Origin of the sequence: Novilysobacter longmucuonensis, assembly GCF_046600735.1 — a bacterium.
Taxonomy (GTDB): domain Bacteria; phylum Pseudomonadota; class Gammaproteobacteria; order Xanthomonadales; family Xanthomonadaceae; genus Novilysobacter_A; species Novilysobacter_A longmucuonensis.
The window spans coordinates 190,715-200,091 of the sequence record NZ_JBJMAW010000003.1; the positions used below are offsets into that span (position 1 = coordinate 190,715).

Consider the following 9,377-nt stretch of genomic DNA (forward strand, 5'->3'; position numbering starts at 1 on the left):
GTGGCGCGCGGGCCACGGTGGCGACAGGATAAGCGCGTCAGCGCAGCGGTGGCGTGCCCGCCGCCGCCCACCCTGGCCTGATGACCGCAACCACCGCGTGTCCCCAGGGGCGGCTTGGGCGCACACTTGCACATGACCGCGACCCGGCCGACCCGAGCAGAGCGCCATAGCCATGACCACCCCGGACACCGAGTTCGACCCGGACGACAACTTCGCCAACGCCGGCGAGCCCGGTGCCGACTTCGACAGCGACGAGGCCACCACCGAAGCGCTGGTCTGGCAGTTGTTGCTGCTGATCAACCCCGGCGACGAGGACACCGCGCTGCAGCAGTTCGCGGCCTATCGCGAGCGCATCGGCGCGGACCTGGGTGGCGCTTTCGACGAGGTCGAGCCGATCGAACCGCTCAGGGAGGTGATCGACTGGAAGTCCGGCTTCTACGTCGAGGAAGGCGACACCGCCTCGCTGATCGACAGCGTCAACGAGCTGGCCGCGCGTTGGAACCTGCGGATCGAGTGGGGCGTGGAAGACCCGACTGACGAGGCGTTCCTCGCCGCTACCGACGTGCCCGCGTTGATGGCGACCGCCTACGATCGCCTGCGTGAATACGACTACAGCCTGTGGACCTGGCACACCGGTGAGGCCGCGCATGCCGGCTGGATCACGCGCCGGCAGGACGGGGAGGCGATACAGGCGGTGGCCGCGGCGCTGGGGTTTGAGTTGCGCCCGGGCAACGAGGCGTTCTAGGCAAGCGTGCGCGCTGTAGGAGCGGCTTCAGCCGCGATCGCCCTTCCCAGTGGTCCTTCCCCGGCGACGCGGATCGCGGCTGAAGCCGCTCCTACAGGGGCGTTCACCAGTGGCGTTTAAAGCGCGACCTGCTGGTGCTGGGCCGGCGCACCGACCGTGCAGGCAGGCAGGCAGGCGGCGTCGTCCGGCAGCGCCTCGTTCCATGCGGCATACACGTATTCGGACGCTTCCAGCCAGCTCAGCCCGTTGCCCTCGTGGTGGCGGCGCCAGCACTCGCCCAGCTCCGGTTCGATCTCGTTCCAGCCGCGGAAACCGAAGAAACAACGCGCCTCAATGCCGTAGCGGGTGGTGAGAATGCGCTGTTCCTCGGTGAATGCTGCGCTGGGGAACAGGCTGGAGGCATCGGCTGACATGAGGCGGTTCCTGCGGAGGATGGCCGCAGCTTAGGTCGGCGCTGGTCAAGGACACGTATAGGAGACGCAGCTGCGACAGCGGAATCAGTTCACCGCGTCATCGCGTACGCCGCGGCCCTGCGCCTTGGCCCGCGCGATCACCGCCCGCAGGCGTGCGCGATCATGGTGCCGCGATACCGGCACGGCCCCCAGCTCGATCGCGTGGTCGCGCATGGCCGCGGTCACGTCGTAGTGCGCGCCGCTGGTCCTGTTCTGGAACACGTGCCGCGGCAGCCCGAGCTGCGCGGCGAACGCGTGCAGCTCGGCCAGCTTATCGGCCATCAGATGGCCCCAGCGCTCGCCACGCCAGGGCCAGACGGCATCATCGACATACACGGTCATGCGGCTCCGGTGCGTGCGTGTGCAGCGCTTACGGTACTGCAGGCCGGGCGGTGGCGTGTGCGACTCAGCCCTCGTCCAGGCGGTACGTCGCCTCGATCGCCCGCAGGTAGGTGAGGCCGTGGCGCACCGCCCAGTCGGGATTGTCGAAGTACACGCGCTCGCAGGTCGAGACGTTGTCGATCGCCTCGCCCATCGCGCCGATCAGTCGCCGGTGCTTGTGTTGGTTGATGCGCTCGAGACGCTCGCGCGAGCGCAGGTTGCCGACGCGCGAGAACTGCCAGACCGGATCCGGTGCGCGGTGCTGCGGCGCAGCGCTGTCGCCAGTGGACTGGAGGGCGTCGATGTACTCGATGGTGCGGCCATGCACCGTTCGCAGCCGTTCCAGCCGCATGCGGATCAGGTTGATGCGGCTGTAGGAGGCGCGGAAGCAGGCATTGCACCCGGGCCGGCTGGGATCGGCGCAGCTGGAGGGCACCATCGGCGCGGCGTCGCCGCTGCCCGTGGTCAGGCCGGCATCCAGCGCGGCGTCCAGGTCCGACAGCGCGGCATTGGCCGCCAGCCACTCCTGCCATGCCGGGAAGGCTGGCTCGGCCGGGTCGAACGGGCGGTCGCTGGCCGAGGCGATGTGGCGCAGCTCGGCCAGCACGCGCTCGAACCCGCTTGCGCGCCCGCTCGCCTCCACCGGCGTGGCGCCGACAGGGCTTTCCGCGGCTTCCCAGGTGCCGTCGGCCAGCGCGAACGATGACGCGCCGAGCAGCAGGCCCGCCAGTGCCAGCCGCCACAGGAACCGGGCCCGGGCAATCCGGCCGCTCACGCGCGTGCCCCGCGGCGCCTGGTCGCACTCCCGCCCAGATGGGCGGCGCGCGCCCACGCCAGGCCGATCAGGGCCAGCAGCACCAGCGCGATCGCAAGCGCGATGGCGGTCGGGGGAACGGCCCAGCGGCTGCCATGCAGGCGATCGTATTGCTCCAGGCTCAGGAACGGCGGCGGCGGCGCGGCGGCGTGCACCTCCAGCTCCGGACCGACCCACACCGCCAGCCGGTACCCACGCATCCCGCCGTCGCTGCTGAGCTGGGCGACCGCAGGGCCTTCGGTGCGGAAGCGGGTGTCGATGGTGCCGTCCGCGTCACTGCTCAGGGTGCGGTCCCAATCCGCGGAGAGCGCATTCTTGAGCCGCAGCGTCATGCGCGCACGCGGATCGGAGGATTCCAGCACGATCGCGGCCGCGGTGTTGATCGTCAGCTCCGGAATCACGAACGCGATGCCGTCCTGGTCGACCAGACCGCGGTAGAACGCCGTCCTGCCCTGATCCAGGAGGTCGGGCTGCTCGGCCAGCGCGACCGTGATCGTGGGGATCTCACCCATGGACGGCAGGACGGCGTCTTGCGGCTGCGCCGCCGGGGCAGCCGCGGTGCCGAGCAGCAGGCACAGTATTGTCAGCGCCCTTGCGAACGGCCTCGGGCCACGCGGCGGCGCAGCGGGCGACCCCCTGCGCCGCGCGTGCTGGGTTGCTGACGGACCGTCCACCGCAAATCGCCACTTCATCGGATGACCTTTGGACTTAGGGGTGCTGGGCTGGGGAGCGCCGTGCATCCTCACGCGGGACTCACGACCATGACCAACGGTGATGACGGCGTGAGGCGGCCACCGCCGGGCGAACGGTCGTCGGCCGCCGGTTCCGTTCAAGTTATCCGGCGCCGCGCCGACATCGAGCAGGAGGCACGGCGCTGCGTGCAGCCGGAGGATCGGGCGTGAGGGAGGTGTGCGAACACGAGCTGGACATCGGCACGGTGCTGGCCTGGCCGGTGTTCGACCGCGCGGGCAAGCTGCTGCTTGGCGAAGGAATGGTGGTGGCGTGCCAGGCGCAGCTCGACATGCTGCTGAGCCGCGGCCAGGTGGATCTGCCGCCGCTGCCGCCGGCGCCGCCATTGATGCCGCCGCTGCAGTCGCCACCGCCGCGGTCGCCATCAACATCGACATCCTCCTCGCCCTCGCCCTCGCCCTCGCCCTCGCCCTCGCCCTCGCCCTCGCCCTCGCCCTCGGCATCGGCATCGGCATCGGCATCGGCATCGGCATCGCCGCGGGGCCGGACGCACCTGCTGCTGCGCGCCCGCCCGGCGACGCCCAAGCTGCCCGTGGTGTTCGACTCGGTGCTGGCGCTCAAGCTTGAGCTGCACTGCATCCACGAGGCCCTGATGGCGGTCGCCTCGCCGGAGCTGGGCGAGCAGGTGCTCGACCTGGCCGATCGCCTGCGCGCGCTGATCGCGCGCGATGCCGACGCCGCGCTGGCGGCGATGCAACTGGATGCCTCGGAGGAAAGCCACATCCCGCGCCTGCTCCATGCCGCGATCCTGTGCCAGCTGGCGGCGCAGGCGCAGCAGCTGGACGAGGCGCAAAGCCGGTCGCTCGTGGCCGCGGCGCTGACCTTCGACCTCGCACTGGGCCCGATCGCCGACGCACTCAATCGCCAGACCACCGAGCTGACCTCCGAGCAGCGCGAGCGCATCGAGGCGCACCCGGCTGATGGCGTGGTGCTACTGGAAGCCGGCGGGGTGACCGATCCGCTGTGGCTGGACGCGGTGCTGCACCACCACGAACGCCTGGACGGCTCGGGCTATCCGCACCGATTGGCCGGCGATGCGATCAGCCGGGAGGCGCGGACGCTGGCGATCGTCGACATCCTGTCGGCGATGGTGCGCCCGCGGGCCTATCGCGGCGCGGTGCATGCGCGCCATGCCCTGCGCAACCTGTTCCTGGAGCGCGGCGATGCGGTCGATCACGCGCTGCCTGGGCTGTTGATCAAGGAGATCGGGGTGTTCCCGCCGGGCACCCTGGTGCGGCTGGCCAACGGCGAGGTCGGCGTGGTGCTGCGCCGCGGCGGCAATGCCGCGCATCCGCTGGTGGTGCGGCTGGTCAATGCCAACGGCACGCTGTCGGCGGTGGCCCGGCTGCGCGACACTGGCGAGGCCGAGAACGCGATCACCGAGACCGTGCCCCACGCGCCCTACCGCGGCTTGATCGCCGACATCGGTCGCTGGTGGTCGACGCCGCCACGCTAGTGGCCGCCCGGCCGGACGGGACTCGAGGACTCGAGGACTCGGGGACTCGGGACGGCCGGGCCGGTCGATCATCGCTGCCAGGCCGCACGAGGCGTCGGAACCGCGGGTCGGCGCCCGAGAGCTGAACAGGCAGGAGTGGCATGTTGCACCCGCCGATTGCATTCCTGCTCCCCGCGGGATAACGTGCACGAGCTGTGTTCGTCAAGGGTCACATGAAACGTGGCCCGATGCTGTAGATCCCAGATCCGCTACATCGTTGCACTCGCTTCCTCCTTGCAACCAGCCAAAAACGCCACGCAAGTGGCATATCCGATAGAAACGTTCCAGGGAGTTAGAAATGTCGAACCGTGAAACCGGTACCGTCAAGTGGTTCAACGATGCCAAGGGCTTTGGCTTCATCAGCCGTGAGAATGGCGAGGACGTGTTTGTGCACTTCCGCGCGATCCAGGGTCAGGGCTTCAAGAGCCTGCAGGAAGGCCAGAAGGTCAGCTTCACCGTCACCCAGGGCCAGAAGGGCCTGCAGGCTGACGCCGTCGAAGCGCTGTAAGCCGGACTGCCCGCACCGCCGTCCGGCGGTGCACCAGATCAGGAAAAACCCGGCTTCGGCCGGGTTTTTCTTTTTCGGCGCCTGATCCGCGCCGCGGTGAGCCGCCGAGGCTGCTAGTCGGTCTGCCCCGACCAATGCGCCGGTGACAACTGGATGACATGTCTTACCTGGTCAAGCCAGATGTCGTGGACGGCGGCGCTTTCCGGCGCCTCCAGTGCGGGTTCTTCCACCCGGACCAGCGAGTTGACGCCCTCGCCGCCAGCCGCATCGCGAAACACCTGCAGGGTCGGGCGCACGCTGACAATGGCACGCAACCGGCGACCGTCCTCGAACTGCAGCTCGACGCGTGCGCCGTTGGGCAGCGCCGCGATCAGCGCTTTCAGTCGATCGATCTCGGCGGGCTCGGTGAGGATGCGCTCGGCGTCTTGGGTCATTGGGGCGGTTCGGCGAGGGGGGCGGGTCAATCTAGCGGGCCGCCGCGCAAGTCGCGGTGAACGGCGATGCAACGGCGCCTGTCGCGCCGCTGACCTGAAGCCGATCGCTACACGCCTGCATAACTTCCCGGCCGATAGGGTCGCCTCGCTCATATCCGCGCATGTCGCGCGTCCCCCCAAGGAGAGCCTTATGAACCAGATTAAGAACCATTCCCTGCGTGCGCTGTCGGTCATCGGTGCGCTGGCCCTGTCCGGCACGGCGCTGGCCAATGAAGAGAAGTGGGAAAAGATGGACAGCAACCAGGACGGCATGATCTCCGCCCAGGAGCACAGCGCCGCCGCCGACGGGAAATTCCAGAAGCTCGATGCCGACGGCGACGGCCGCATCACCGCCGCCGAGGTCGGTGCCGCCCACGCACGCATGGACAAGGGCGAGGGCCATGGCAAGTCGCCCGAGGAGATGATCCAGAAGATGGACACCGACGGTGACGGCGTGGTCACTGTGCAGGAACATGCCGCCGCCGCGCAGGAGAAGATGCGCGAGGCTGACACCGACGGCGATGGCAACATCAGTCAGTCCGAGCTCGAGGCCAAGAAGGAGCGCAAGGACTCGGAACACATGAGGGACGACCACATGAGGGACGACCGCTAAGCATCAGTCCCGCTCCACAGTGGCATCGGACGGAGCTTCGGCTCCGTCCGTTCTTTCCTGTCCGGTCCCCGCGGGTTCCGCGGGGACCGGATCTGCGTAACTTCCGGCAATTGGAGGGCTCGCCATGTCCAGTCCCGCGCCTCCGGTGCCACTGCGCATCGATTTCGTATCCGACGTGTCCTGTCCCTGGTGCGCGGTCGGGCTGAAGGCGCTGGAGCAGGCGATCGAGCGCGTGGGCGAACGGATCGCCCCGGAACTGCACTTCCAGCCGTTCGAATTGAACCCGCAGATGCCGCCCGAAGGCCAGGACACCGACGAGCACCTGGTCCAGAAGTACGGCTCGACCCCCGAGCAACTCGCGCAAAACCGCGAAGCGCTGCGCGAGCGCGGTGCGGCGGTCGGATTCGAGTTCAGGCAGCGTGACCGCGTCTACAACACGTTCGATGCGCACCGCCTGCTGCACTGGGCCGGACTGGAGGGCGCAGCGCAGGAACTCGCGCTCAAACACGCGCTGCTGCGCGCCTACTTCACCGATAACCTGGACGTCTCCTCGCCCGAGGTGCTGGCGCAGGTCGCGGCCACGGCCGGGCTCGACGACACGCGTGCGCGGCAGGTGCTGGACCGCGGCGAATACGCCGCCGAGGTACGCGCGCAGCAGGACGTGTACCTGAGCCGTGGCATCCATGCGGTGCCTTCGGTGATCCTCAACGATCAGCACCTGATCCAGGGCGGACAACCCGTGGAAATGTTCGAGCGGGCGCTGCGACAGGTGGCCGGCCTGGACAGCGGAGCCGGGCCGCAGGACTGATTGCGGCGACTGGCGCTAGTTGCCGGTCTGGCGTGTTGGCGCGCGCGTCCGCCAGATCGGTCTAGAAGATCAGCATCAACAGCCCGATGACCACGACCAGGCCGATGAGGAAGATGATGCCGGTGGTCTTGCCAAGAAACTTGAGCATGCCGTTCTCCTGTCGGGTGCGGCCCCTGTGAAACCCCATCGCTGAAGCTATTCGCGCCATCGCGAATAGGCCGTGAAAGATCGATCGACCGCCAGCCCACCGGCCCCCTGCGGGAGCGCGCCTGCAGCGGTTTTCGGGTCGCACCCCGCACTCCGGAACGACACGCTGCCGCCGGCTAGCCATCGGCATCACACCGGCCTGCCTAGACTCGTCCGTACGATCCGGCGGGCACTCGCAGCCGCGGAATTTGTTAGTTCCAGAAGAAGCCCCAGACACCAGGAGACGACGATGCAACCGATCCCCGCCAATGCACTGGTAATCGTGGCCGACGGCACCGGTGCCCGCGTGTTCCACAACCGGGGCGACCAGCGCGCGCTGTCGCTGCATCAGGACGAACTGCTCGAACTGGTCGACATGAACGACGACGGCCCCGCCGGTGCGCAGCCCGACGGCGCCACCGGCTACCAGATCGACAAGGCCACCTTCGCCAAGCAACTCGCGCAGCGTCTCAATGACGGCGCCCTGCGCGACGACTACCAGTCACTGGTGCTGGTGGCCGATGCGCAGACGCTCGGCGAGATGCGGCCGCTGTTGCACCAGGAGGCCCGGCAACGGCTGCACGGCGAGCTGGCCAAGACGCTGACCAATGTGCCGCGCGAGGATATCGAGCGGCTCCTGTCCTGAGCGTCCGGGTTGATCGGACGGGGGTTCTGTAGAGCCGAGCTTGCTCGGCTGCTTGTCGCCCGAACCGGTGCCGGCGGATCTTGTAGGAGCGCCCCATGGGCGCGATGCAGGCGGCCGCGTCACTCCACATCGCGGGCATGGCCCGCTCCTACAAAAACACGAGCCTTTGTAGGAGCGCCCCAGGGCGCGATCGCCACCCAGGTGCTTGACGGCACGCTCACCCGCGCCGACTAGAGTCTTTGCTCCCGTCCGCCAACGCGGCGTCGCCGCCGAAGCACACCACGTCAGGAGCACACGATGGCCAGCAAAGCCTACGACCAGGCGCAACTGCACGAGCTGCTGTACCAGGCACTCGAAACCGAGATCGGCGGCGCCAAAGTCTACGAGAACGCGATCGAATGCGCGGTCAACGAGGACCTGCGCAAGGAGTGGCAGAAGTACCTGGAGGAGACCCGCAACCACAGGAAGATCCTGCTGGGCGTGTTCGAGCAGCTCGGCCTGGACCCCAAGACGCAGACGCCGGGTCGCCAGGTGGTGGCGCACCTGGGCGAGTCGCTGGTCGCGGCGATGCAGATGGCGAAGGACGCCGGCGATCCGGGCGCGGCCGAACTGGTTGCGGGCGAGTGCGTCACGCTGGCCGAAACCAAGGATCACATGAACTGGGAGCTGATCGGCCACGTCGGCGAGCACGGCAAGGGCGATGCCACCCAGGTGCTGCTGGAGGCCTACCAGTCGGTGGAGGACGAGGAGCACCACCACCTGCTGCATACCACCGGCTGGACCCGCGAGCTGTGGATCGAGTCGCTGGGCCTGCCGGCCGTCCTGCCGCCGCCGGAGGAGGTCAAGCACGTGGAGACCAAGATCGGCGCCTCGCGCGCGGAGCAGTCGCGCGACCAGATGCTCGGCAAAGGACACTGAGACGACGCTGATGGACCCTGCCGACTGGCTCGGCTGGAGCGCATCGGCGGTACTGCTGATGACGCTCGGGCGGCAGGTCTACGTGCAGTGGCGCGAGCGCAGCACGATAGGTCTGTCGTCCTGGCTGTTCGTGGGCCAGGTCACCGCCAGCGTGGGCTTCACCGTCTACAGCTGGATGCTCGACAACTGGGTGTTCGTGGTCACCATGTGGCGCTGCTGGTGACAGCGGTGGTGGGCCAGTTGATCTTCCGCCGCAACCGGCGGCTGGAGTCGTCGTAGACGCGTGCACTTCACGACACCGGTGGCGTTGCCGTAGAGCCGAGCTTGCTCTGCTGCGGTCTCGCCCGAATCTTTCTCTACCGGCATGTCGCTGCAGCGGAGCAAGCTCCGCTCTACCGAGCGGCAGCACTCAACCCTGCAACAGCGCGCGCGTGATGCGCGTGGGGCAGCGCGTTTTTCAGCAACGCGGCACCGCCGTCGAAATCGAGCGCGTTGATCATGTCGATGATGATCAAAGGCGGTGTTGGGTCGGAATGGCGCCCCGCCGTGCCGCCGGCCCGCGAGGCTCTACCACGCCCGCATCACGCC

The 9,377-nt window shown here is 68.4% G+C and carries 15 protein-coding genes; 8 read left to right on the forward strand and 7 right to left on the reverse strand.

What is annotated here, in order from left to right:
- Positions 1–172: 172 nt before the first annotated feature.
- Entirely contained in the window at positions 173–745 is a 573-nt protein-coding gene (locus tag ACJQWM_RS04895) for a DUF6630 family protein (RefSeq protein ID WP_330970157.1), read from the forward strand.
- 116 nt (positions 746–861) lie between these two features.
- Here ACJQWM_RS04895 and ACJQWM_RS04900 read toward each other — a convergent pair whose 3' ends face one another.
- The 4 genes from ACJQWM_RS04900 to ACJQWM_RS04915 form a co-directional block, all read right to left on the reverse strand.
- Positions 862–1,158 carry a hypothetical protein gene (locus tag ACJQWM_RS04900; RefSeq protein ID WP_332705220.1) on the reverse strand — a complete coding sequence of 99 codons (297 nt, stop codon included), beginning with the start codon at positions 1,156–1,158 and terminating at the stop codon, positions 862–864.
- An 84-nt stretch (positions 1,159–1,242) separates the two neighbouring features.
- Positions 1,243–1,539, reverse strand: a complete 297-nt coding sequence (locus tag ACJQWM_RS04905) for a DUF4031 domain-containing protein (RefSeq protein WP_332705217.1) — start codon at positions 1,537–1,539, stop codon at positions 1,243–1,245.
- Positions 1,540–1,603: 64 nt separating this feature from the next.
- A complete protein-coding gene (locus tag ACJQWM_RS04910; RefSeq protein WP_332705214.1) occupies positions 1,604–2,353 on the reverse strand; it encodes a hypothetical protein in 750 nt (249 codons plus the stop codon).
- Positions 2,350–2,904 (reverse strand): hypothetical protein, encoded by a 555-nt coding sequence (locus tag ACJQWM_RS04915; protein WP_332705211.1) that lies wholly within the window; start codon positions 2,902–2,904, stop codon positions 2,350–2,352. Before ACJQWM_RS04915 ends, ACJQWM_RS04910 begins: the two co-directional genes overlap by 4 nt.
- A 386-nt stretch (positions 2,905–3,290) precedes the next feature.
- On the opposite strand from ACJQWM_RS04915, the gene ACJQWM_RS04920 reads away from it, so the two are divergent.
- The gene (locus ACJQWM_RS04920) at positions 3,291–4,598 is read left to right on the forward strand and encodes an HD-GYP domain-containing protein (protein WP_332705208.1); all 1,308 of its coding nucleotides are present in this window, start codon (positions 3,291–3,293) and stop codon (positions 4,596–4,598) included.
- Positions 4,599–4,935: 337 nt separating this feature from the next.
- Positions 4,936–5,145, forward strand: a complete 210-nt coding sequence (locus ACJQWM_RS04925; protein ID WP_036194962.1) for a cold-shock protein — start codon at positions 4,936–4,938, stop codon at positions 5,143–5,145.
- Positions 5,146–5,258: 113 nt separating this feature from the next.
- On the opposite strand, the gene ACJQWM_RS04930 is transcribed toward ACJQWM_RS04925, so the two are convergent.
- Positions 5,259–5,579, reverse strand: coding sequence for a DUF3247 family protein (locus tag ACJQWM_RS04930; protein ID WP_332705202.1), 321 nt, complete (start codon positions 5,577–5,579; stop codon positions 5,259–5,261).
- A gap of 190 nt (positions 5,580–5,769) precedes the next feature.
- Here ACJQWM_RS04930 and ACJQWM_RS04935 point away from each other — a divergent pair, with 190 nt between their 5' ends.
- Positions 5,770–6,231 carry an EF-hand domain-containing protein gene (locus tag ACJQWM_RS04935; RefSeq protein WP_332705199.1) on the forward strand — a complete coding sequence of 154 codons (462 nt, stop codon included), beginning with the start codon at positions 5,770–5,772 and terminating at the stop codon, positions 6,229–6,231.
- 124 nt (positions 6,232–6,355) lie between these two features.
- Positions 6,356–7,039 carry a DsbA family oxidoreductase gene (locus ACJQWM_RS04940; protein ID WP_332705196.1) on the forward strand — a complete coding sequence of 228 codons (684 nt, stop codon included), beginning with the start codon at positions 6,356–6,358 and terminating at the stop codon, positions 7,037–7,039.
- Positions 7,040–7,100: 61 nt separating this feature from the next.
- Here the strand turns inward: ACJQWM_RS04940 and ACJQWM_RS04945 are convergent, their stop codons facing one another.
- Entirely contained in the window at positions 7,101–7,226 is a 126-nt protein-coding gene (locus ACJQWM_RS04945; protein ID WP_332705193.1) for a small membrane protein YohP, read from the reverse strand.
- A 249-nt stretch (positions 7,227–7,475) separates the two neighbouring features.
- On the opposite strand from ACJQWM_RS04945, the gene ACJQWM_RS04950 reads away from it, so the two are divergent.
- The 3 genes from ACJQWM_RS04950 (at position 7,476) to ACJQWM_RS04960 (ending at position 9,012) form a co-directional block, all read left to right on the forward strand.
- Positions 7,476–7,871: a host attachment family protein gene (locus ACJQWM_RS04950; protein WP_332705190.1), complete on the forward strand. Its 396-nt coding sequence runs from the start codon at positions 7,476–7,478 to the stop codon at positions 7,869–7,871.
- Positions 7,872–8,168: 297 nt separating this feature from the next.
- On the forward strand, positions 8,169–8,789 hold the full coding sequence (locus tag ACJQWM_RS04955; protein WP_332705187.1) for a DUF892 family protein: 621 nt from the start codon (positions 8,169–8,171) through the stop codon (positions 8,787–8,789).
- A gap of 10 nt (positions 8,790–8,799) precedes the next feature.
- Positions 8,800–9,012 (forward strand): hypothetical protein, encoded by a 213-nt coding sequence (locus ACJQWM_RS04960; RefSeq protein ID WP_332705184.1) that lies wholly within the window; start codon positions 8,800–8,802, stop codon positions 9,010–9,012.
- Positions 9,013–9,181: 169 nt separating this feature from the next.
- Here the strand turns inward: ACJQWM_RS04960 and ACJQWM_RS04965 are convergent, their stop codons facing one another.
- Positions 9,182–9,304 carry a hypothetical protein gene (locus tag ACJQWM_RS04965; RefSeq protein WP_330970150.1) on the reverse strand — a complete coding sequence of 41 codons (123 nt, stop codon included), beginning with the start codon at positions 9,302–9,304 and terminating at the stop codon, positions 9,182–9,184.
- Positions 9,305–9,377: the final 73 nt, after the last annotated feature.

Bases quoted from the DNA above. Each gene is read 5' to 3' on its own strand.
- ACJQWM_RS04940 (WP_332705196.1), top strand. From the start codon at position 6,356: ATGTCCAGTCCCGCGCCTCCGGTGCCACTGCGCATCGATTTCGTATCC.
- ACJQWM_RS04900 (WP_332705220.1), bottom strand. From the start codon at position 1,158: ATGTCAGCCGATGCCTCCAGCCTGTTCCCCAGCGCAGCATTCACCGAG.
- ACJQWM_RS04955 (WP_332705187.1), top strand. From the start codon at position 8,169: ATGGCCAGCAAAGCCTACGACCAGGCGCAACTGCACGAGCTGCTGTAC.
- ACJQWM_RS04945 (WP_332705193.1), bottom strand. From the start codon at position 7,226: ATGGGGTTTCACAGGGGCCGCACCCGACAGGAGAACGGCATGCTCAAG.
- ACJQWM_RS04935 (WP_332705199.1), top strand. From the start codon at position 5,770: ATGAACCAGATTAAGAACCATTCCCTGCGTGCGCTGTCGGTCATCGGT.
- ACJQWM_RS04950 (WP_332705190.1), top strand. From the start codon at position 7,476: ATGCAACCGATCCCCGCCAATGCACTGGTAATCGTGGCCGACGGCACC.
- ACJQWM_RS04915 (WP_332705211.1), bottom strand. From the start codon at position 2,904: ATGGGTGAGATCCCCACGATCACGGTCGCGCTGGCCGAGCAGCCCGAC.
- ACJQWM_RS04925 (WP_036194962.1), top strand. From the start codon at position 4,936: ATGTCGAACCGTGAAACCGGTACCGTCAAGTGGTTCAACGATGCCAAG.
- ACJQWM_RS04905 (WP_332705217.1), bottom strand. From the start codon at position 1,539: ATGACCGTGTATGTCGATGATGCCGTCTGGCCCTGGCGTGGCGAGCGC.
- ACJQWM_RS04960 (WP_332705184.1), top strand. From the start codon at position 8,800: ATGGACCCTGCCGACTGGCTCGGCTGGAGCGCATCGGCGGTACTGCTG.
- ACJQWM_RS04930 (WP_332705202.1), bottom strand. From the start codon at position 5,579: ATGACCCAAGACGCCGAGCGCATCCTCACCGAGCCCGCCGAGATCGAT.
- ACJQWM_RS04895 (WP_330970157.1), top strand. From the start codon at position 173: ATGACCACCCCGGACACCGAGTTCGACCCGGACGACAACTTCGCCAAC.